This window comes from Streptomyces sp. GC420 (assembly GCF_009916105.1).
Taxonomy (GTDB): Bacteria; Actinomycetota; Actinomycetes; order Streptomycetales; family Streptomycetaceae; genus Streptomyces.
Genome location: NZ_JAAAXQ010000108.1, coordinates 1 through 21,070 on the forward strand (window position 1 = coordinate 1; position 21,070 = coordinate 21,070).

Consider the following 21,070-nt stretch of genomic DNA (forward strand, 5'->3'; position numbering starts at 1 on the left):
CGCCTCCCCCTCCCCCAGCAGCCCGCGTGCCCGCAGCAGTTCGGTGACCGCCGTTCCCCACGGCAGGCACAGCCCGGCGCGGGCCAGCAGCTCCCGGTCGCCGAGGAGCCCGGGCGCCGCGCCCACCCGGGGCTGCCCGTCGCAGAGGACCGCCGCGTCGTCGGCCCAGCGCAGGGCGAGGTCCACGTCGTGGGTCGCCATTACCACCGTCGTACCGGTGCTCTGCAGCCGCCCCAGCACGCCCAGCAGCCGCTCCTGGCCGCGCGGATCGAGTCCGGCCGTCGGCTCGTCCAGAACGAGTACGCGGGGGCGCATCGCGACGGCGCCTGCGATCGCGGTGCGCTTGCGCTGCCCGTACGAGAGCAGATGCGTGGGCCGGTCCCTCAGCTCTCCGATCTCCAGTGCCTCCAGGGCCTCGTCGACCCTGGCCCGCACCTCCGCGTCCGCGAGACCGAGGTTGAGCGGGCCGAAGGAGACGTCCTGCTCGACGGAGGCCGCGAAGAGTTGGTCGTCGGGGTCCTGGAGGACCAGTTGCACAGTGCTGCGCAGCCGGGTCAGGCCCCTGCGGTCGTGCGTCACCGGTTCCCCGGCGACCAGCAGGTGCCCCGCCGTCGGGCGCAGGCCGCCGCTGAGCAGCCTGAGCAGGGTGGTCTTGCCGCTGCCGTTGCGGCCGAGGAGGGCCAGCGAGCGGCCCTCCGGGACGGCGAAGTCGACTCCGTCGAGGACGACGGGACCATCCTCGTACGCGTATCTGCCCGCGCGCAGTTCGACCACGGCGGGCGCCACGGCGGGCACGGGGAGAGTCATGGCAGGAGGGCCCTTTCGAGTACGAGGGTGAGGGCGGCGATGCCCGCGAGGAGTGCCCCGGTCGCGGCGAGGAAGCTCCGGGAGACCGCGACGTCGGGGACCAGGACGCGCAGGGTCCCGTCGTAGCCGCGGCCCGCCAGTCCGCCCTGGAGACGGGCGGCCCGGTCGAAGGCCCGGACGAAGACGGTCGCACCGAGGGCGGCGACGGATCTCCAGACGGCGGCGCGGTCGCTGTTGCCGAGCCGGGCGGCCTGTGCCTGCCGCACCTTCGCGACGGTGTCGAGGAGCAGGAAGCTCATCCGGTACGTCACCAGGGCGACATCGACGACGGGTGCGGGGACACCCGCCCTGACCAGGCGGGGCAGCAGGTCGGACATGGGGGTGGTGAAGGCGAAGAGGAGCACGCCGAGGGAGGCCGCCGAGGTGCGCAGCAGCAGTTCGGCGGCCCGCTGCGGCCCGCCGGGCGCCAGGGCGACCAGCCCGTCGGGCCCGCCCACCTGGAAGAGCAGCGGCACGGCGCCCGTCACGCAGAAGCCGAGGGGGATGCGGTAGGCGCGCCAGAGCTGCCTCGGCCGTACCCGGGCGGGTCCGAGCGCGGCGGTGACGGCGGCCACCGCGACGAGGACAGCACCGGGCCACGGCGGCAGGCTGACGGCGCTCACAGTGAGGCCGAGCCCCAGGGCGGCCTTGTCCAGGGGGTGGCGGTGGCGCCAGCGATTGCTGTGCGCCGCCGCGTCGATGGGCAGCACCGGCGGCTACGACGGAGTGTCGTGCGAGTCGGCGCCGGAGCCGGGGCGGCGGCCGGGCGCGGCCGGGCCTGCCGCCGTGCCGCCGCTCCCCGCCGGCGGCCCGGGATCTCCGGGGCCGGGAGAGCCGGCCGGATCCGGCGCGCGGCCGGACGACGACGTGCGGCCTGCTCCGACGTGCGCCGCGGACGCCGCAGGCGCCACGGACGCGGCGGACGCGGCGGACGCGGCGGACGCGGCGGACGCGGCGGCCTCCGCACCGCCCGCCTCGTCCGGTGCGGCACCGGCATGACCGTGGCCGTGGCCGTGGCCGTGGCCCGCGTCCCGGCCGGCCTCGGGTGCGGCCGCCGCCGCGACCGCGGTGTGGGCGGCCCGTGCCCGTGCCTCCCCCTGCCTGCGGCCTCTCCGCAGCCCGAAGTAGTAGGCGAGGACCCCGGCCCCGAGCGCGGCCTGCAGGGAGAACAGTGCCGACTCGATCTCCCCCGACGGGGGCTCGTACAGCGGGGTGAACCAGGGTTCGTACTCAGGGTCGTTCTCCGTGATCGCCGTCTCCGCCTGGGCGTCGGAGCCCGTGAACGGCTCCTCCCTGTCGTCGCCGAGGCCGAGGGCGAGGGGCAGCACGGCGAGCGCCGCCACGACGGCGAGCAGCAGCAGGTTGATCTTCGTGTTGCGGTTCACCGGTTCACCGCCCCTCCGCGCCCGGGCTCCGTGGCGCCGGCCGAGGCCTCCGGTCCGGACGCCGACCCCGGCCCGGACCCCGTTCCGGACCCCGGCCCGGACCCCGGCCCGGCGCCCGACCTGGTGGCGGCGAGCACGCCGAGACGGAGGAGTTCACCCTTGCTCGACTGCGTCAGCAGCCGCATGACCAGCACCGTGAGCAGGCCCTCGCTGACCGCGAGCGGGATCTGCGTGACGGCGAAGATGCCGCCGAACTTGGCGAGCGCGCCGGGAATGCCGCTCGCCGGGTCCGGGAAGGCGAGTGCGAGCTGAACGCTCGTCACGCAGTACGTCGACAGGTCGGCGACGAACGCTCCGGTGAACACTCCCGCCATCAGCGGGGCACCGAAGCGGCGGGCGAGCCGGTACGCCCCGTAGCCCGCCCAGGGACCGACGACCGCCATGGAGAAGACGTTGGCGCCCAGCGTCGTGAGCCCTCCGTGGGCGAGGAGCAGCGCCTGGAAGAGCAGGGTGATGGTTCCCAGTACGGCCATGATCGGCGGCCGGAAGAGGATGGCGCCCAGGCCGGTGCCGGTGGGGTGTGAGCAACTGCCGGTCACCGAGGGGAGCTTGAGCGCCGACAGAACAAAGGTGAAAGCGCCGGAGGCGCCGAGCAGCAGCGTGGATTCGGGGTTTTCCCCGACTTCGCGGGTGAGTGCACGGACGCCGTGGACGACGAACGGGGCGGACGCGGCGCCCCAGGCGATCGCGTGCAGGGGCGGCAGATAGCCCTCGGCTATGTGCATGGCCGTGTATGGCATGAGAAAGGAGACCTCTCCAGCACCTCGTGGATGGACAACGCACCCTGGCCGGTCTCCTGGCTGACGGGTCATGCCGCCCGTACTCCGCCTTCCCGGACCCGCGGTTGCCCGCGGGGACCCAGTGGCTTCCCGTCGACGGTCGTGCGCTGCCGCGGGGGTGGAGCCGGACTTCCCGATCACAGTGGCGAGGGCCGCACCGGTTTTGCACCGGTTTCCCGTTCACCAAGGCCCTGTGACAGTAGTGCGCCCCACGAGGGGCGGCAAGCGGCCCTCCTGCCCGGCCCACGACTGCTACCGAATGTGACCAAATGTGTACGCCTTTGCCCGACCGGGAACAATGCGGAGGTCGATGGCGATGACGGCAAGGGGCGGGACCATGACTCGGATCGGCGTCACCGGGCATCGCGTCATCCCCGACGCAGTCATGGAGCGCGTGCTCGCGGGCATGCGCGAGGAGCTCGTTCCCGCGCGCGCCGGCGGTCCCGTCGAGGCGTTCACCAATCTGGCGGCGGGCAGCGACCAGCTCTTCGCGGAGGTCGCGCTGGATCACGGCATCCCGGTCACCGCGGTCATCCCCGGCACGGACTACGAGCAGCAGTTCAGCGCGGAGGAACTGGTCTCGTACCAGCGTCTGCTCAAGGCCTGCACCGACCGGATCGACCTGCCGACGGCTCGGTCCGACGAGCAGGCGTACTACGAGGCGGGCACGTGGATCGTCGACCACGTGGACAGGCTTCTCGCTGTCTGGGACGGCCGTCCGGCCCGCGGGCTCGGGGGCACGGGGGACATCGTGGCGTACGCCAGGCGCACGGGGGTCCCGGTGACGGTGCTGTGGAGCCCCGGCGCACGGCGGGACTGACGTCCCGCCCGCCGGGCGTCACTTGCCGAACCGTGCCAGCCAGTCCGTGTGCTGGGGCGACATCAGGCGCTCCGTCTCGGCGACGGCCGAGGCCCAGCCCTCTTCCCCGACCGTGGTTCCCAGCGCCACCCTCAGAGTCTCCAGGTCCTGCTCCACGAGCGCGTGCGCGTACGCCAGCGGCCGGTACCTCCGCACCTCCTGCCAGGCGACCCCGGCCGCGGCCGCCGTGGCCAGCAGGCCCGTCAGGTCCCAGGCTGTGCCCGTGCCCAGCGCCCGGAACACGGCCGCGAGGAGCGCCATCAGGGTGAGCGCCGCGGTCAGCGTGGACCAGCCGACCGAGGCCCGGCGCTCCTGCAGGGCCTTGTTGCGGTACCAGGTGTGCTGTTCCGTGACCCGGTCCCTCAGATAGATGTCGCGTCTCGCCTCGAACGGCTTGGCCCGCGTGGCCCGCATGACCTCCGAGACCTGGCCGGCTCCCACGACGTACGGGCCGCCGCGGGTGTCCTGCCAGCCGACCTTGCGCAGTTCGCGCAGCCGCTGCTCCAGCCGCTCGGCGAACAGTGCCTCGGGATCGGGTACGCGCGAGTGGAAGGGCCCGCCGTGCACCATGAACTGCCAGGCCAGCGACTTCACCGTCTCCGCCACGTCACGATGCGCCTGCCAGTGCGCGCGGGCCCGCCGCCGCGCGGTGTGGGCGCCCATGAGGATCGTCGACGCGTACAGGACGGCCGCCAGGACCGCCGGAACACGGTGGTCCAGCCGCTCGGCCAGCACGGCGAAGGCCGTGGCCAGCAGGAGCAGGATCAGCTGTGTGCGGGTGGCTCGAAAGGACTCGCCCTGCCGGGCCAACGCCCAGCGGTCGTTCGCGAGAAAGAGCTGAGGAAGATCATGGTCGCTCACGGTCGTGCTCGGTCCGGGAGTGGTGGCCCACACTGTGCACCTCATGAATGACGAAGGCGATGGCTTCGGGAATTCAGGGTGCCGCGCCGTGCGACGGAGTACCAGCGTCGCACGACCGGTCGTCCGAACCCCGGCGTTCATTCGCCCTCGCACCGCCGAAGTGGGCCGACAGCCGTCGAATCCAACCGGCGCGGCTGTGACCGCGATCGGCGGCCGGCCAGACCTGCGCCCCGGCGGAAGGCGGCGATCACTTGGGTTCCGGCCCGCATCCGCGTGCTGGAAGCCCTTGCCCTCGCGCGGACCGTGAGCGAGGTCCAACACCACGCCTATGAGGGCCTTTCCATGGCGGCAGCGGCCACGGTCAGGTCCTGCCACGACATGCCCACACTCTTGAAGAGCTTCGGCCTCAGGGGCATGACGTTCACGGCTCCGCGCACGAGTTCGGCGATGTTGCCCGCAATCACCCCGGCATCGATGTCGCCGGAGCGCAGAGGAATCAGGATGTCGCCTGCCTCACTCAGCGCCGCGGCGCGCGCCTCGACAACGACCGTGGCCCGGGCGACGAATTCGGTGTCCACCTCCCGGGCCGTCGGTTCGTGGGACCCGATGGCCACGACGACCGCGTGGGACGCGACGGCCGCTGCCGGGAACAGCGGCGTACGCGATGTCGTGCAGCAGACCACGATGTCGGCGGTCGCGACGGCCTCCGACGGGACCGTCTCCGCGTTCAGGCCGGCTCTCCGGCAGCGCTCGACCAGCTTCGCCGCCGGCTCCGGGCGACGCGCGACGACCCCGACCGAGGAGATGGGGCGCACGGCCCGGACTGCCTCCACGTGGCCCCATGCCTGCGGTCCGGCGCCGAAGACGACGAGCCTTTCGGCATCCGGAACCGCCAGGTGGTCCACCGCCACGGCGGAAACCGCGGGGGTGCGCAGCAGGGTCAGGGCGGAGCCGTCGAACAGGGCTGTCGGGCGGAGCGTGGCCGCGTCCATCAGGAGGTAGGAGGCGATGATGCGTGGCTGCCCGCGGGCGGGGTTGCGGGGCGCGACTCCAGCGATCTTCACTCCGGTGTACGAGGCTGTCGTGGACGGCATCAGCAACAGCTGGCCCGCGTCGACGTCGAGCACGGTGCGGGGGATGTCCGCTTCGGGGTCCAGCCCCGCGCGCAGGGCTTGTTCCACTGCCCGAATGGCCAGTGGCATGGGCAGGCGGCGCGCCAGTTCTCCGGCGTCGATCAGTGAGAGCGCGGTGGGGTTCACGCGCTCAGTTCTCTCAGAACATGTGCGGCCATTTCCAGTACGGCCGCGGGTCGTCGGGAAGCCGACCGGCCGGATCCCTCGTGAGCCGTGGTCGCCCGTACGGCCCGAGTCCGGCGACGCCGCGCTTCCGCGCGCGGCCGGAGGTCGAAGGGGATCTTGTCGCGTGCGGTTGCGTAGTGGATGATGTTCGGAAAGTGACGCACTAGTGCCGCGTCGGTCGGGGTTTGCCCGCTGAGGAGCGGCGTCCGGTGCCGGGGGCACCTCCCGCCGGAGGCGGGGGGAGCATCGCAAGGCGGCCGGAAGCCCTCGTAGTGGGCCTGCTCGGGCATTCGGCCAACGCAGCGTGGGGGTACCCCCCGCGGCCGGAGGGCTGCGGGCGAGTGCCGTGCAGGCCGTCGCGACGGGGCGAACCCTGGCTGACGCGGCACTAGCCGTCCGGGCAGAGGATTCGTCCTTCTTGCGCGACGCCCGTGATCCCCGGCCGTGGCGGGATGTGGCACGGGTGGAACGGACGCCGGTTCCCTCCGGGCGGCGACCCGAAAGGCGGGTGACCTCGTGTGACCGGGCAGCGCGGACTCGCCGCCGTACTGGACGGGTTGGGGGTGCGGCGGGGCGGGGTGCTGCTGGTGCACGCCTCGCTGCGCGGCAGCGGCCTGCGGGACACGGAAGTGGTCGCCTCGCTCCTCGACGCACTCGGTCCGGAAGGCACCCTCGTCGTTCCGGCGTTCACTCCGGAGAACTCCGACACCTCCAGGCAGTACCGCACGCTCACCGAGGGGATGACCGAGGAGGAGAGGGCCGCGTTCCGGGAATCGATGCTCCCCTTCGAACCGGAGTCCACCCCATGTCCCTCGATGGGCAGGCTCGCCGAGCGGGTACGAACCTTCCCCGGCGCCGTGCGCAGCGTGCACCCCCAGACCTCCTTCGCGGCGCTGGGCGCGCGTGCCGCCGAACTGCTCGGCGGGCACGACCCTCACTGCCATCTCGGGGAGCACTCCCCGCTCGCCCGGCTGTACGAGTCGGAGGCCCAAGTGCTGCTCCTCCGCGTCGGGTTCGAGGTGTGCAGCGCGTTCCATCTCGCCGAGTACCGGCTGTCGCCCCCGGTGCCGATGCGCACGTACCGCTGTGTGACGGAGCGCAAGGGGCACTGGACCGCCTACCGGGACATCGTCCTGGACGACGGGGACTTCGCCGCCGTGGGCGCCGCGCTGCCGCGGGGTTTGCTCAAGGAGCGGGACGCGGGAGGGAAGCCCGCGGTGCTGTTCGGCCTGAGGGAGGCCGTCGATCACGCCCTCGGCACCCTGACCGCTCTCCGCCGGTGAACGTCGTTTCCCGGCGCACCCGGTGCACCCGGTGCACTCGGCGCACCCGGTAGGCGGCGCGCAGCGGCCGCCGGACCCGCTGAGAACCGGATGCCGGTTCCCCGCCGTTCCCCGTGCGTTCCCAGTCGATTCCAAGCCACCCGCGGCACAGTCTGGACCGACGGCGTACGGGCCGCGCGGACTGATGCCGTGCCACCCCCCGTGAATCACGCGACCACTTGCGCTCACGGCCGCCGCCGAACGACATCGGACACGACCGGCGCCAGGCCGCCGGTCTTCACGGGGAGCACTTCACCATGCGCGTACGGCGCGTTCCGGCCATCACCGCGGCAGCACTCGGCCTCGTCCTTCTCTCGGGCTGCCGGGACGACAACCTCAACGCCCTGCCCACCGACTCACCCGCCGCCACGGTCGGCGCGGAGAGCCCCGAGGCCGACACCGGAAACACCGCGGACCCGGCCGAGACCGAAACCCCGGCCGACACCTCCCAGGCGCGGCGGGTGGTGAACGCGCCGGTGGCGGCCGGCATGGACAGGGCGGACGGTGCGGCGAGCGACGTGAGCATCGACCCGGGCGAGATGCGGGACGGCATGAACCTGGTGATGGACTACTACGACATGAACCCGGGCATCCTCGTCGTCGCCGTCGACAACGTCCCGGAAGACACCTCCGAACGCCGCGAGCACCTCTGGCGGGGGATGCTGGACCACATCGCGTGGGACTACGAGCTGGGCCAGCCCGAGGCCCAGCCGGTTGCCGACCCGGGCCCCCTGGGCGGCTCCGTGGAGTGCATGCTGGCCTCGCTCGACGCCGAGGCCGGTGACGTCATCTGCGGCTGGGCCGACGAGAACACCGTCGGAGTGGCCCACTTCCCGGACAGCGCGCTCGAGCAGGCCGGAGAGCTTTTCGTCAAGATGCGCTCCGACCTGGAGAAGTAGCCGGCGGCGCACGACGGCCCGGGGCCGGAGGCATTTCCTGCCTCCGGCCCCGGGCCGTTCCGGTCTCCGGTGCCACCCCCGCGCGCGGCACCGAGGGGCGGCCGGCCGGGCGCCTCCGCGCGCCCGGCGGGGCCACGGTTCGTCAGGCGCCGATCGCGTGCCCCAGGCGGAACAGGCGGGCCGGGTCGTACGCCCGCTTGATCTCCAGCAGGCGGGTACGCGCCTGAGGGTCCCAGGCTCCGGCCAGCTGCTCCGGGGAGGTCTCACCCAGGAAGTTGATGAGCGCGCCGTGAGCGGCCCACGGCTCCAGGGCGCCCAGGACGGCGTTGCCCGCGGCGGGTACGGCCTCCTCGATGCCCGGCAGCAGCGCACCGACCACGGAGACCCCGTAGGCGCCCTCCCGGCCGGACACCGCGTTCGGCGGGGACGCCGGGCGGGACAGCGCACCGCCGAGCTGCCGGATCTCCACCATGGCGAGCGGCACGTCCGCCTCCGGGCCGACGGCGCCCACGAGTGCCTCCACCGTCTCCGCCTCGATCGAGCGCAGCAGCATCCCGCTGTTCCAGACCGGCATCGGGTCCTTGGGGTCCTGGTGCACGCTGTCGGTGGCCGTGTACGGCAGTTCCCCGACGTGGTCGAGTACGGCCTCTCCCGCGGTCCGCATCGGCGCCAGCAGCGCCTCGCCCTCCTCCGCGGGACCGTTGTACGCGAAGCGCAGGTGGACGACGAACCGGCCGCGCAGCGGCTCGGGCAGTTCCTCCAGCGGAGGCAGACGGAGCAGGGCGACGGAGCTGGAGGCCTGCTCCGGCAGGGTCGGTGCCCAGGCGCGGTAGGCGTGCAGCACGCCGGACGCGGAGGACCCGGCGAAGAAGATCCCCCCGGCGTAGACGGTGATCACCGGGAACAGCCGTATCTCCATCGCGGTCACGACGCCGAAGCTGCCCTTGCCGCCGCGCACCGCCCAGAACAGCTCAGGCTCGCTCTCGGCCGTGACCTGCCGCAGCCGTCCGTCGGCGGTCACCAGATCGACCGCGAGCACGTGGTCGGCGGCGAATCCGTACTGCCGGCCGAGGATGCCGTGGCCGCCGCCGAGGGTGTAGCCGATCGCGCCGACGTCCGAGGAGGAACCGCTCAGTGGTGCCAGGCCGTGCTCGGCCGCGGCGGCGATCACGCTCTTCCAGCGGGCGCCGGCCGCGACGCGCACGGTGCGCCGCGCCGCGTCGACGGTGACCTCGTCCATCCGCCGGGTCGTGACGAGCAGGCCGCCGTCCGCCGGGGCGACGGCGCCGTGCCCGGTGGCCTGCACGGCGATGGGGAGTTCGCGCGCCGCGGCCCAGCGCACGGCGTGGACGACGTCCTCCACGCGGGTGGCGGCGGCCACGACCAGCGGGCGGTGGGAGACGGTCCGGTTGAACGGGGCGGCCTCGTCGGACATGCCCGGGTCACCGGGGACGAACACGGGCCCGGCGAAGCCGGACTTCAGCCGGTCCAGGTCGCCGGTGGTCAGGGGATTCGTCGCGGTTGACATGGCTGGTTGCCTCTTCTGTCTTCTCGTTCTGTCTTCTCGTCGGGCGAAGCGCCTGGGGTCCGGGCACCGGGCGGACCCCGGATCCCGGTGACGGTGGCCCGGGGCGGTCCGGGACGGCGGGCGTCGCGGACCCGTGTCATGCCCTCAGCCTCGCGCCCCCCTCTGGCAGGGCGCTGGGAAGCGGCGGGGAGGCCTCCCGGGCCCGTTTCCAGCCGTCTCCAAGCCGTCGTCCGGGCCTGTGTGCCGCCGCCGGGAGCGGGCCGGCCCCGCACCGCCGCCCCGCGGCGTCCCCGCCGGCGGCGGCGCGGGGTCCGCCGGGGCCGGGCCCGGGTACCGGTGTCACTTCCGGTACATACGGCTGATCTGGCACTCTTGCCCCGCATGAGAGGAGGTGGGGGGCATGTCGGCAGAGGTCCGCATCGGCGTACTGGGACACATGACGGCCACCGTGGACGGACGTGAGGCGGCGCTCGGAGGGCCGCGGCAGCGGGCCGTACTCGCCGTGCTGGTGGCCGCGCGGGGGCGTCTTGTCACCCAGGACGCGATCATCGCCGAGGCATGGGACGAGCGGCGTCCCGCCTCTGCGGCCACCCTGCACTCGTACATAGCGGCCCTGCGCAAGGCGCTGGAGCCGGGCCGTACGAACGGACAGCCCGCCCAGGTCCTGGTGCGCGAGAACATCGGCTACGCGCTGCGGCTCCCCGCGGAGTCGGTGGACGCCGAACACTTCACCGTCCTGGCCGAGCGGGGCGAACGGCTGCTGCGCGGCGGGGACGCCGACGGGGCGGCCTCCGTGCTCGGCGAGGCGCTCACGATGTGGCGCGGCGCGGCGTACGCCGAGTTCGGCGAGTACCCCTTCGCCGCGCCGGAGGCGGCCAGACTGCACGGCCTGCGGCTGTCCGCGCACGAGGACCTGTTCGCCGCCGAACTCGCCCGGGGCCGGCATGCCGCGGTGATCGGGGACCTGGAGAAGCACACCGCCGAGCAGCCGCTCAGCGAGCGGGGCTGGGAGCTGCTCGCGCTGGCGCTCTACCGGTCGGGCCGCCAGGGCGACGCGCTTTCGGCACTGCGCACCGCGCGCCGGGTGCTCGCGGAGGAGCTGGGCATCGACCCCGGTCCCTCGCTGCGCCGGCTGGAGGCGGCGGTCCTGGCACAGGACGAGGCCGCGGCACCTCCGCCCGCTCGCACGGCGGATCCCGCCCTCGCGGCGCCGCGAGGGCGGAACCTGCCCTACGCGCTGACCGGGCTCATCGGGCGCGAGGAGGAGTGCGATCGTGTCGCCGCGCTGCTGGAGCGGCACCGGCTGGTGACCCTGACCGGCCCCGGTGGCATCGGCAAGACCCGGCTGGCGCTGGAGGTCGCGCACGCCCGTGACGACGAGGACGGGCCGTGGCTGGTGGAGCTGGCCGATCTGGAGGAGCCCGATCCGCGGCTGCTGACCGCCGGCATCGGCGACGCGCTCGGCATCCGGGAGGCGGCGACGGCGGAGCGTCTGGCGGAGGTGCTGGGCGAGCGCGGAACGCTGCTGATCCTGGACAACTGCGAGCATCTGCTGGAGGTGGCGCCCGGGATCGTCGCACAGTTGCTCACCCGGTGCGGAGGGCTGCGGGTCCTGGCCACCAGCCGGGAACCGCTGGGCGTCGCGGGCGAGGCGGTGTTCGAGGTACCCCCGCTGACGGCGGGCGCGGGGCGCGAGCTGTTCCTCGCCCGCGCGGCCGCCGCCGCACCCGGCTGGGTGCCGGACGACGGCGAGCTGACGACGGCACAGCGCATCTGCGGCGAGCTGGACGGACTGCCGCTGGCCATCGAACTGGCCGCCGCGCAGTGCCGGGTGCTTTCGGTCGACCAGATCTCCCAGGCCCTGGACGACCGGTTCGCGGTGCTGGTCGGCGGGCCGGGAACGGGGCCCGCGCGGCACCGGGCGCTGCAGGCGGCCGTGGAGTGGAGCCACCGCTCGCTCACGCCGCGGGAGCGGGACACCTTCCACCGGCTCAGTGTGTTCGCCGGCTCCTTCGACCTGGACGCGGCGGCGGCCGTCTGCGGCGGGCCGGTGCTCGCCGAGGTGACCGCGCTGGTACGCAAGTCGCTGGTCACCGCCGAGGTGGGCACGGCACCGCGGCGCTACCGAATGCTGGAGACCCTGAAGGAGTACGGCAGGAAGCAGGCCGATCCCGCGCTGCTCACCAACGCCCAGGCCGCGCACCGCGCGTGGGTGCTGGCACGCTCCGAGGCGGCCGGCAAGCTGATGGAGGGCCGGCAGGCGGCCCGCGCCACGGAGCAGGCCGGCCGCGACGAGCCGGAGATCCGGGTGGCGTTCAACTCGGCGCTGCTGGCCAGGGACGGCGAGTACGCGCTGCGGCTCGGCGGTGCGCTGACCCGGTTCTGGTACCGCAGGGGACATGCGACCGAGGGGCTCGGCTGGCTGAACGCGGCCCTGGAGCTGAGCCCCGAGGGCTCGCCCGGCCCCCGGTCGCGCGCGCTGATCGGCGTGAGCACGCTGAGCTACCTCAACGGGGATTTCGCGACGGCGGCGAAGGCGGCCGCGGAGGCCGCCCGGTGGGCCAGGGACGCGGGCGACACGACCGTCGAGGCGCAGGCGCTGGCGTACCGGGCGCTGTTCGAGGGCATGGGCGGGCAGCCCGGGGCGGCGAAGCGCGCGGAGGCGGCGGTCGAGCTGGCCCGGATCTCGGGAGAGCCGTGGCTGGAGGCCGAGTCCCTGATGGTGGTGGGGATGCTGCTGCGCATGGCCGGCGAGACGGAACGCGCCCGCCGGGTGCTGACGGAGTCCATCACTCTGGCCGTCGCCTGCGGGTACCGCTTCGTCCAGGCGTCCTCGGCATGGCTGGTCATGAAGATCGACCTCGACCTGGGGCGGGCCGAACAGGCGCTGACGGCGGGCCTGGCGACGCTGCTGGACCTGGAGGAGGACGGGGATGTCACCGGTTGGCTGGTCATCGCGCTCTCCACGGCCGTGGCCATGGCGCTGAGCGGTCGCCCCGGGGACGCCGCCGTACTGCTGGGGGTGGTGGAGGAGCGCGGGGCCCGGGTCGGCTTCTCCCCTCTGGCCATGGACCCCGTCGACGGCCCCCGCCAGGTCGAACGGATCCGTACCGCCCTCCCGCCGGCCGACCTCGCCCGCTGCCAGGAACGGGGCGGGAACCTTTCCCCGGCCCAGGTGAGCGACATGCTGTCCCGCGTGGCTAGGGAGTTCAGCCCTCCCGGGGCCCGGCCGTCCCGGGGCTGCTGACCCGGGGCCGGCCGTTCCCTGGGACCGCTGCCCCGTAGCCCAGCCGTCCCCGGAAGCCGTGCACCCCGAGCCGGCCGCCCCCGGGGGCCGCTCACCCGCACGCGGGCGGCGGCCACCGGCGCGCACGGGCGTGGCGTCACCGTCCGGCGGGCGGGGCGGTCGGTCACCCAGCCGATGCCGCCGCCGAAGCCGCCGTCGGCCGACGCCACTGCCGGCCGACGCCGCCGCGACGCGGGTGGACGAGGTTGCGGCGGCGGTCCCCGCCCCGTGGGGGGGCGGCCACGGCGGCCTCGTCCCGGACCGGGACGGACCGGCCCGTCCCCGCCACCGGGTGAGGCGGCCGGCCGCGGCAGCCGAGCGGTGGAGGAGGACATCCGGCCGCGGAACGGCGGGCCGGGGCAGGCCGCCGCCGGCCGATTGCGCCGTGGCGCGGCCCGGCGCCTCCAGCGGACCGGGGTGGACAGCGGTGGCGGGCCGCCTGGCGCGGCCCAGGACACACCGCCGGGGCAGGACGACCCAGAACCCGACCGTCATCCGCGATCCGCAGCCAGGACAACGAAGCAGGAAACCACCGCATCCATCGCATCGACGGCGAAAAGCCTCACCGCAACACAGCGGGAGAACAGCCGGTGAGCAGGACACCCGACGGCGGAAGCGGGCCGGGGCAGGCCGCCGCCCGCCGGCTACACCGTGGCGCGGGCCAGGGCTTCGAGCGGGCCGGTCAGGATGTCGGAGAACGCCAACTCCGCGGCTCCGACCAGCACCGCGTCGTCGCCGAGTTCCCCGACGCGGAGTCTCAGACGGTCGCGCGAGGCCGCGAGGGCCTGGCTGTTGATCCGGCTGCGTATCCGGGCGGCCGAGCCGAGGAACACCTCGCGGAGCGTGCCCCCGAAGATCACGGTCCCCGGGTTGAAGATGTTCACCAGGCCTGCGATGCCGATGCCGAGCCAGTCCCCGACGTCCTGCAGGGCGGCGCGTGCGCTGATGTCGCCCCGGTCCGCCGCGTCGACGACGGCGCGTACCGCGTCCCGGCCGGTGGCCAGCGGGTCGCGTCTGGCGGCCTGGAGCAGGGCGCGCTCCCCGGCCTCGGCCTCGAGGCAGCCGTACGCGCCGCAGCCGCACGGTCTGCCTCCTCGCGGGTTGACGACCATGTGGCCGACCTCACCGCCGTATCCGCCGTCGCCGTCGAGCAGTTGGCCGCCCGCGATGATGCCGCCGCCGATGCCGATGTCGCCGTGCAGGTAGATGAGGTCGCGGCAGCCGGTGCCGGCGCCCCTGAGGTGCTCGGCCAGGGCCGCGAGGTTGGCCTCGTTCCCGACGGAGACGGACAGTCCGAGGTCCAGCCGCCGGGTGAGTTCCCCGCCGAACTCCTCGTCGGCCCAGCCGATGTTGGGAGCGGAGCGTACGAGTCCGTCGGGGCGTCGGACCAGGCCGCGGACGGCGGCGCCCACGCCGACGCAGCACGTTCCGTGCCCCGCCGCGTCCGTCATCCGCCGGGCGAAGCCGGCGAGGATGCCGGCGACCTCGCCGGCGCGCAGGCCCTCGCGCGGCCAGGGAACCTCCTGCCGGTCGAGGAAGACTCCGCCCAGCCCGATACGGGCGGCGGCGAGCCGGTCCACGCCGACGTCGAAGGCGAGGACCCAGGCGCGGTCGGGTTCGGGCCGTACGACCAGGGACGGCCGGCCGGCCCTGCCCGTGTCCCTGGGAAGCTCCTCGCGGACGAGGCCGACCGAGGCCAGGTCGCTGACCAGGCCCAGGATGGTGCTGCGGTTGAGGCCCATACGGTCGGCCAGGACGGCCCGGGAGGCGGGGCCGCCGATGTGCACGTGCCGCAGCAGCGTGCCGAGATTGTGCCGGCGTATCTCCTCCTGTGAGGGACCGGCTCTCATCGTGCTCCGACCTTTATCGTTGTGCGGCCCTGCGTCGGGACAGCGCGTCCACGCCCGCGGCCACGAGCAGGACCGAGCCCGTGACAGCGTACTTGACCCCGGAGCTGTAGCCCATGAGGCCCATGCCGTTCTGGATGACGGCCACCACCATGCCGCCGAGCACGGCGTCGACGACCCGGCCCCGGCCGCCGAAGAGGCTGGTGCCGCCGATCACCGCGGCGCCGACCGCCAGCAGCAGGACGTTGCTGCCGCCGGTGTTGGGGTCGACGGAGTTGCCCCGGGATGCGGCGATGATGCCGCCGACCGCCGCGAGGGCGGAGCAGATGACGAACGCGCTGACGCGGATGGCCGCCACGTTGATGCCGGCCCGGCGGGCCGCCTCGGCGTTGCCGCCCACGGCGTAGATGTGCAGGCCGAACGACGTCCGCTGGAGCACGAACGTGCCGGCGACGAGCAGGACGACGATGACCGGCACCACGATCGGTACGCCCTTGAGCGAGTCCACGATGACGTTGCGGCTGCGCTCCTGGTTGAGCAGGTGGACCGCGACCGCGCCCAGGACCGCGAGGCCGCCCACCCGGAACGCGATCAGGCTGCGCGGAGCCGTGGCGAGCCCGCGGCGCCCGCGGTTGCGGTTCTGCCGGAGCTGGACCGCGGCGTACGCCGCGACACAGACGGCCAGCAGTGTCCAGCCGAGCGCGGGGCTGAGGTTGCTGTTGGCGATGGCCAGGATCGTCTTGTCCTGGATGGAGATGTTGGTGCCCTCCTTGAGGAGCATCAGCACGATCCCCTGGAAGCCGAGGAAGGCGGCCAGGGTGACCACGAAGGAGGGGATGCCCACCTTCGCCACCAGCACACCGAGCACCAGGCCGATGACCGTGCCGGTGAGGATGGCGGCGCCGGCCGCTCCGTACCAGGGCCACCCGTGGTCGGTGAGCAGGATGGCCAGGACGGCGGCGCAGACTCCGCTGGCGTATCCGGCGGACAGGTCGATCTCGCCGAGGAGGAGCACGAAGACCAGCCCCATGGCGATGGCGATGCTGCCCGCGCCCTGGGTGAGCAGGTTGGCGAAGTTCAGTTCCGACAGGAAGACCGGGCGCAGGACGGCGAAGAACAGGCAGAGCACGACGAGGCCGAGGACGGCGGGGAGTGCGCCGAGTTCGCCGCCGCGTACCCGTTCGGCGTAGGTGCGGGCGACCGAACGCAGGCTCGCGGTGCCGGTGGCGTCCCGCTTGGGCGGTGTACCGGAGTTCTCGGGCTTGCCCGGGGCGACGGCGGTGGTCATGCGGTGGCTCCGTTGGTGTGGGCGAGGCCGAGGTCCCCGCTGCGTCCTGAGGTGATGAGTTCGACGACCTGGGAGTGCGTCACGTCCGAGGCCTTGACCTGGGCGGCCATCCGGCCGAGATAGAGGGCGGCGATCCGGTCGGACACCGCGAAGACGTCGTTCATGTTGTGCGAGATCAGCACGACGGCGAGGCCGTTGTCGGCCAGGCGCCTGACGAGTTCGAGCACCTGGGCGGTCTGTGCGACGCCGAGTGCCGCGGTCGGTTCGTCGAGGACGACGACCTTGCTGTTCCACAGCACGGCCTTGGCGATGGCCACGGTCTGCCGCTGGCCTCCGGAGAGGCTGGAGACCTGCTGGCGGATGGACTTGACCGTACGGACCGACAGCCCTTCCAGGGTCCTGGCTGCCATCTCCTCCATCGTCGCGTCGTCCAGGACGAGTCCCCGGCGCTTCTCGCGGCCGAGGAACATGTTCTGCACGATGTCGAGGTTGTCGCAGAGCGCGAGGTCCTGGTAGACGATCTCGACACCCATCGCGGCCGCGTCGCGCGGACTGTGCACCTGGACCCGCTCCCCCTCGAACCAGTACTCGCCGCCGTCGATGGGGTGTATGCCGCCGATGCACTTGACCAGGGTGGACTTGCCCGCTCCGTTGTCGCCGACGAGGGCGGTCACCTCCCCGGGCCGGGCACTGAAGGACACATCGTGCAGCACCTGCACGGGGCCGAAACTCTTGTCGATCCCGCGCAGTTCGAGGATCGGGGTCGTCGCTGTCATGGAAGACGGCTCCTTCGGGGTCGTCGTATCGCCGGCCCCGGGGCGTGAGGGCCCCGGGACCGGTGGGCCGGCCGGACGGGCCGGCCGGAAGCTACTTGATGCCGGCCTCGGCGCACAGGTCGGCGTACTTCCCCGTGCACAGCTCTTCCTTGGTCACGAAGCCGTCGTCCACGACGTCCTCGACGTTGTCCTTGTAGACGGCGACCGGGGTCTCCAGCACGGACGCCACCTCGCGCTTGCCCTCGGGGTCCTCGACGGTCGCGTTCGTCTCGCCCTCCTCGCCCTTGGCCAGGGACACGGCGAGCTTGGCGGTGGCCTCGGCCTCCTTCTTGACCGCCTTGTAGACCGTCATGCACTGGTCGCCGGCCAGGATGTTCTGCAGGCCCTGCACCGTGGCGTCCTGGCCGGTGACCGGCACCTTGCCGTTGCGGTTCTGCTTGCGCAGGACGGCGATGGCCGCGTTGCCGAGGCCGTCGTTGGCCGCCAGCACGCCGTCGATGCCGGGCTCGCTGGTGAGCATCTGCTCGAAGATCGTGCCGGCCTGCGCGTTGTCCCAGTCCGGGACCGACTGGTCGGGACCCTTGACGTACTCACCGGACTTGTACTTGGGGTCGAGGACGCCGTTGTAACCCGCGGCGAACAGGGTGGCGTTGTTGTCGGTCGGCGAGCCGTTCAGCGTGGCGACGACCGGCTTCTTGGCCTTCATGTCGGTCAGGCACTTGCTCAGGCCCTCGCCCTGGAGCCTGCCGACCGCCGTGTTGTCGAAGCTCACGTAGTACTGGGCCGAGCCGCCGAGGGTGAGCCGGTCGTAGTCGATCGTGGCCACGCCCTGGGCCTTGGCCTTGTCGAGTACGGCCTTTCCGGTGCCGCTGTCCAGGTTCACGATGACCAGCACATTGACGCCACTGGTGATCATCTGGTCGGCGATGGTCTGGAACTGCTGCTTGTCGCCCTGCGCGTTCTGGATGTCGTAGTCGACACCCGCGGCCTCGAACGCCGCGCCGAGGAACTTGCGGTCCGCGGTCTCCCACCGGGCCGAGGACTTGCTGTCCGGGAGGATGACGCCGATCTTCGGCTTCTCCGCGCCGGAGCCGGCGTCGCCGCCGTCCGACGAGGTGTCACCGCAGGCGGTGAGCGAGACGGCCAGCGCCACGGAGGTGGCGGTGAGGAGGAGTCCCTTGCGCATGGGCAGGGTCCTTTCTGACGGTTACGGCCGGACGACCGGACGCACGGGTGGTGGTCGGAAGGCGGGGGCAGCGGAGCACACTTGATCATTTGCCGGTTATCAACTGATCCGCCCGGCTGAATGTTGTGAGCGGGAACTTACGACTCCCCCGAACCCCTGCGCCAGACGCGGGAGCCGAGAATTTGTCATCGGCCATAACAATCAGGTGACGTCGCCGAAACCCGGCTCCGCTTCCACCCGTAGCGCGCAACACCCGGCGCCACCGCCTCGCGCCCGGAAACGCCGCGCCGCGGCCGGCCGCCGCCTCGAACCGACCACCGTCCGGCCGTTGGCCGGATTGCGACCCTTGTTGACCATCACGGGAGTCCCAACAATGCACATGACAACCGAACACAAGAGGGGACCCCCCACATGAACAAGCCTCTCGCCGGCGCGCTGCTCACCCTGGCACTCGTCGGTGCGGGTACGGCGCCCGCCCTCGCGGACACCGGCCGGGCCTCGGAGAGCCGTACCACGGCCACCGCTCCGCAGGCCCAGATCAAGGCGGTCGACTTCGCCGGAACCGTCTCGCTCAGCAACTGTTCCGGCTCGGTGGTGCGCACCCCTGGCGCCGAGGCGGACGACCCCGCCCTCGTCATGTCCAACGGGCACTGCCTGGAGAGCGGATTCCCGGGCCCTGGCGAGGTCGTCGTCGACCAGCCCTCCAGCCGCTCCTTCGGCCTCCTGAACTCCGCGGGCAGCCGGATCGCCACTCTCCGGGCGAGCAAGATCGCGTACGCGACGATGACGGACACCGACGTCTCGCTGTACCAACTCACCAGCACCTACGCCCAGATAGAGAACAACTACGGGATCAGGGCGCTGGAGCTGAACGCCGCGCACCCGGTCCAGGGCACCGCCATCAAGGTCGTCTCCGGTTACTGGAAGCGGATCTACAGCTGCTCCATCGACGGCTTCGCGTACCGCCTCAAGGAGGGCGACTGGACCTGGAAGGACTCGGTCCGCTACACCTCCAGCTGCAACACCATCGGCGGTACCTCGGGCTCACCCGTCATCGACAGCACCACCGGCAAGGTCGTCGCCGTCAACAACACCGGCAACGAGGACGGCGAGTCCTGCACCGTCAACAACCCGTGCGAGGTCGACGAGAGCGGGAACGTGACCGTGCGGCAGGGCATCAACTACGCCCAGCAGACGTACGGGATCGTGCCCTGCATCGGCCTCGACAGCAAGATCGACCTGGGTCGCGCCGGCTGCGCGCTGCCCAAGCCGTAGTCCGGCTCCGGTTCCGGTGGGCGCGTCCGGCCCGCGCCCACCGGCCTCCGGCGGCGTCGACTTCACCCGGGGCGCGAATCATGCCGTTCTGCCCGGACTTGCCCCACTTCGGGTGTGCGCGGTCCAAAACACGCGAGAAAGGCGTCCGCTTCCGGCTGCGCGTACGGGAGAGACCGGCGAGGTCGGCGACGATGTCCTCGAGCTCCAGCGCCGGTTCCGGTTCTGCCCGCCCCGACTTCGGGCAGTACTGCGCCGTGGCTCGCCCGGCACCACCGACCCTGTCCGGGCAGGGAACGGGAGGGGTGCCGTTCAGCGTAGGACCTGGACGGCGTACAGGGCACCGACAGCGACGGCGAGCGTGCCCAGAAGGAGCTTCAGCGCGGTTTCGGGCAGGCGGGGCTGGAGGTGGGCGCCGAGGTAGCCGCCGACGAGGCCGCCGAGTCCGCAGGCCACGCCCAGCAGCCAGTCTGGCGCGACGTCGCCGGTGGTGGCCAGCGACAACAGCGCGTAGGTGGCCGCGCCGACGGCGGAGGTCACGAAGGTGGAGGCGAGGGCAGCGGGGGCGACCTCGGCAACCGGTACTCCGCGGCCGACGAGGATCGGGCCGAGCAGAGAGCCGCCACCGATCCCGTAGACGCCTCCGGCGACTCCGACGGCCACCGCCAGCGCGGTGGTGGTGCGGGGCGAGGGCCGTGCCGCGGGCCGGCCGGGAACCGGGCGCAGGGTCCGCAGCCACAGCCACAGCCCGAGCGGCAGCAGCAGGGCGGCGGCGAACAGCCGGAAGACGCGCGGCCCCGGCACGGCGAACACCCGGATCACCGCGCCCATGACCACGCCGGGCACCGTACCCGCGATCAGCAGACGGGTGAGCGGTCCCCCCAGTCGCCCGGCCCTTCGGTGGCGGAGCAGGGCCCCGGGGCCCGCCACGACGTTGAACAGCAGGTTCGTCGGGGTCACCGCAGGACTCGGCACCCCCAGGACACTGACCTGCACCGGCAGCAGGAACACGGCGCCGGAGACACCCACCGGGGCGGTCGCCGCGGAAATCAGAAGTGCGGCGGCGAATCCGAGCAGCAGGTCCGGCCAGGTCACCGATACCTCACCTCCCTCGGAGACCTCCTCGTCCAGGAGGGGACCGTAGGGGACGCGGCGCCCGAGCGGTATGGATCCGGACACACGAGGGCGGTCGGATCGGCCACCTTCCCCTAATTTCCTATCTATTTAGTGGGAAAACATTGACGAGGGCTCGGCGAGGCACGCAGGATGAAGCCCATGTCCCCCACGGAGCAGCGACTCGTTCGTCGTCGGCATGTCGACTTTGGTCACGTCGTCAGCGCCGCCTGCTGTCGCGTGTGAGGAGCGCGGCACACACGCCGCACACGCCGCACCGCCCGTCTCCCGCTCCCCGGGGCTCCGCCCGGACGCCGGTGACGACGGCACTCCCGCACCGCTCGCGCGCCCGGGGTCCCTGCCCGGTCCCCGGTGATCGGACGCACTCACCATCACGCCTGATGGACCGCACTCTTGTGAAGGAACGCCATGACCACGGCACTTCCGCCCCAGCCCGTCCTCCCC

General features: G+C 72.9%; 17 protein-coding genes and 1 riboswitch. Of the genes, 5 read left to right on the forward strand and 12 right to left on the reverse strand.

Going from position 1 to position 21,070, the window contains the following annotated elements; all coding sequences use genetic code 11:
• The 4 genes from GUY61_RS15810 to GUY61_RS15825 form a co-directional block, all read right to left on the reverse strand.
• Window positions 1-807, reverse strand: an 807-nt coding sequence (locus GUY61_RS15810) for an energy-coupling factor ABC transporter ATP-binding protein (protein WP_166630803.1), incomplete at its 3' end; no start/stop codon positions are given.
• The gene (cbiQ, locus tag GUY61_RS15815) at window positions 804-1,556 is read right to left on the reverse strand and encodes a cobalt ECF transporter T component CbiQ (RefSeq protein WP_166630804.1); all 753 of its coding nucleotides are present in this window, start codon (window positions 1,554-1,556) and stop codon (window positions 804-806) included. The genes cbiQ and GUY61_RS15810, both read right to left, overlap by 4 nt.
• 6 nt (window positions 1,557-1,562) lie before the next feature.
• The gene (locus GUY61_RS41860) at window positions 1,563-2,231 is read right to left on the reverse strand and encodes an energy-coupling factor ABC transporter substrate-binding protein (protein WP_166630805.1); all 669 of its coding nucleotides are present in this window, start codon (window positions 2,229-2,231) and stop codon (window positions 1,563-1,565) included.
• Window positions 2,228-3,016 (reverse strand): energy-coupling factor ABC transporter permease, encoded by a 789-nt coding sequence (locus GUY61_RS15825; RefSeq protein ID WP_166630818.1) that lies wholly within the window; start codon window positions 3,014-3,016, stop codon window positions 2,228-2,230. Before GUY61_RS15825 ends, GUY61_RS41860 begins: the two co-directional genes overlap by 4 nt.
• 43 nt (window positions 3,017-3,059) lie before the next feature.
• Window positions 3,060-3,273: riboswitch (cobalamin riboswitch) on the reverse strand.
• Window positions 3,274-3,407: 134 nt separating this feature from the next.
• On the opposite strand from GUY61_RS15825, the gene GUY61_RS15830 reads away from it, so the two are divergent.
• Window positions 3,408-3,890: a hypothetical protein gene (locus tag GUY61_RS15830; protein WP_166630806.1), complete on the forward strand. Its 483-nt coding sequence runs from the start codon at window positions 3,408-3,410 to the stop codon at window positions 3,888-3,890.
• A gap of 18 nt (window positions 3,891-3,908) precedes the next feature.
• Here GUY61_RS15830 and GUY61_RS15835 read toward each other — a convergent pair whose 3' ends face one another.
• Window positions 3,909-4,790, reverse strand: a complete 882-nt coding sequence (locus GUY61_RS15835; RefSeq protein WP_313896680.1) for a DUF4231 domain-containing protein — start codon at window positions 4,788-4,790, stop codon at window positions 3,909-3,911.
• 326 nt (window positions 4,791-5,116) lie between these two features.
• On the reverse strand, window positions 5,117-6,049 hold the full coding sequence (locus GUY61_RS15840; RefSeq protein WP_166630808.1) for an ornithine cyclodeaminase family protein: 933 nt from the start codon (window positions 6,047-6,049) through the stop codon (window positions 5,117-5,119).
• Between the two features lie 557 nt (window positions 6,050-6,606).
• Here GUY61_RS15840 and GUY61_RS15845 point away from each other — a divergent pair.
• Window positions 6,607-7,371 carry an AAC(3) family N-acetyltransferase gene (locus GUY61_RS15845; protein ID WP_166630809.1) on the forward strand — a complete coding sequence of 255 codons (765 nt, stop codon included), beginning with the start codon at window positions 6,607-6,609 and terminating at the stop codon, window positions 7,369-7,371.
• A gap of 296 nt (window positions 7,372-7,667) precedes the next feature.
• Window positions 7,668-8,309: a hypothetical protein gene (locus tag GUY61_RS15850; RefSeq protein ID WP_166630810.1), complete on the forward strand. Its 642-nt coding sequence runs from the start codon at window positions 7,668-7,670 to the stop codon at window positions 8,307-8,309.
• A 142-nt stretch (window positions 8,310-8,451) separates the two neighbouring features.
• On the opposite strand, the gene GUY61_RS15855 is transcribed toward GUY61_RS15850, so the two are convergent.
• Window positions 8,452-9,837, reverse strand: a complete 1,386-nt coding sequence (locus GUY61_RS15855; RefSeq protein ID WP_166630811.1) for an FAD-binding oxidoreductase — start codon at window positions 9,835-9,837, stop codon at window positions 8,452-8,454.
• A gap of 400 nt (window positions 9,838-10,237) precedes the next feature.
• Here GUY61_RS15855 and GUY61_RS15860 point away from each other — a divergent pair, with 400 nt between their 5' ends.
• Window positions 10,238-13,084 carry a BTAD domain-containing putative transcriptional regulator gene (locus tag GUY61_RS15860; protein ID WP_166630812.1) on the forward strand — a complete coding sequence of 949 codons (2,847 nt, stop codon included), beginning with the start codon at window positions 10,238-10,240 and terminating at the stop codon, window positions 13,082-13,084.
• A 683-nt stretch (window positions 13,085-13,767) separates the two neighbouring features.
• On the opposite strand, the gene GUY61_RS15865 is transcribed toward GUY61_RS15860, so the two are convergent.
• The 4 genes from GUY61_RS15865 to GUY61_RS15880 all read right to left on the reverse strand — a co-directional run bounded on the left by GUY61_RS15865 (window position 13,768) and on the right by GUY61_RS15880 (window position 18,220).
• Complete coding sequence (locus GUY61_RS15865; RefSeq protein ID WP_166630813.1) at window positions 13,768-14,973, reverse strand: ROK family protein; 1,206 nt, start codon at window positions 14,971-14,973, stop codon at window positions 13,768-13,770.
• Window positions 14,974-14,986: 13 nt separating this feature from the next.
• On the reverse strand, window positions 14,987-16,258 hold the full coding sequence (locus tag GUY61_RS15870) for a sugar ABC transporter permease (protein WP_166630814.1): 1,272 nt from the start codon (window positions 16,256-16,258) through the stop codon (window positions 14,987-14,989).
• Window positions 16,255-17,034 carry an ATP-binding cassette domain-containing protein gene (locus GUY61_RS15875; RefSeq protein WP_166630815.1) on the reverse strand — a complete coding sequence of 260 codons (780 nt, stop codon included), beginning with the start codon at window positions 17,032-17,034 and terminating at the stop codon, window positions 16,255-16,257. The genes GUY61_RS15870 and GUY61_RS15875 overlap by 4 nt, the downstream gene beginning before the upstream one ends.
• Window positions 17,035-17,125: 91 nt before the next feature.
• Window positions 17,126-18,220, reverse strand: a complete 1,095-nt coding sequence (locus GUY61_RS15880; RefSeq protein WP_166630816.1) for a sugar ABC transporter substrate-binding protein — start codon at window positions 18,218-18,220, stop codon at window positions 17,126-17,128.
• Between the two features lie 411 nt (window positions 18,221-18,631).
• On the opposite strand from GUY61_RS15880, the gene GUY61_RS15885 reads away from it, so the two are divergent.
• The gene (locus GUY61_RS15885) at window positions 18,632-19,495 is read left to right on the forward strand and encodes a serine protease (protein ID WP_166630817.1); all 864 of its coding nucleotides are present in this window, start codon (window positions 18,632-18,634) and stop codon (window positions 19,493-19,495) included.
• Window positions 19,496-19,804: 309 nt separating this feature from the next.
• Here GUY61_RS15885 and GUY61_RS15890 read toward each other — a convergent pair whose 3' ends face one another.
• A complete protein-coding gene (locus GUY61_RS15890) occupies window positions 19,805-20,587 on the reverse strand; it encodes a sulfite exporter TauE/SafE family protein (protein WP_166630819.1) in 783 nt (260 codons plus the stop codon).
• Between the last annotated feature and the right edge of the window lie 483 nt (window positions 20,588-21,070).

Coding starts and splice junctions, on each gene's coding strand:
- GUY61_RS15825 (WP_166630818.1), bottom strand. CDS start 3,016: ATGCACATAGCCGAGGGCTATCTGCCGCCCCTGCACGCGATCGCCTGG.
- GUY61_RS15860 (WP_166630812.1), top strand. CDS start 10,238: ATGTCGGCAGAGGTCCGCATCGGCGTACTGGGACACATGACGGCCACC.
- GUY61_RS15855 (WP_166630811.1), bottom strand. CDS start 9,837: ATGTCAACCGCGACGAATCCCCTGACCACCGGCGACCTGGACCGGCTG.
- GUY61_RS15830 (WP_166630806.1), top strand. CDS start 3,408: ATGACTCGGATCGGCGTCACCGGGCATCGCGTCATCCCCGACGCAGTC.
- GUY61_RS15875 (WP_166630815.1), bottom strand. CDS start 17,034: ATGACAGCGACGACCCCGATCCTCGAACTGCGCGGGATCGACAAGAGT.
- GUY61_RS15880 (WP_166630816.1), bottom strand. CDS start 18,220: ATGCGCAAGGGACTCCTCCTCACCGCCACCTCCGTGGCGCTGGCCGTC.
- GUY61_RS15850 (WP_166630810.1), top strand. CDS start 7,668: ATGCGCGTACGGCGCGTTCCGGCCATCACCGCGGCAGCACTCGGCCTC.
- GUY61_RS15865 (WP_166630813.1), bottom strand. CDS start 14,973: ATGAGAGCCGGTCCCTCACAGGAGGAGATACGCCGGCACAATCTCGGC.
- GUY61_RS15870 (WP_166630814.1), bottom strand. CDS start 16,258: ATGACCACCGCCGTCGCCCCGGGCAAGCCCGAGAACTCCGGTACACCG.
- GUY61_RS15885 (WP_166630817.1), top strand. CDS start 18,632: ATGAACAAGCCTCTCGCCGGCGCGCTGCTCACCCTGGCACTCGTCGGT.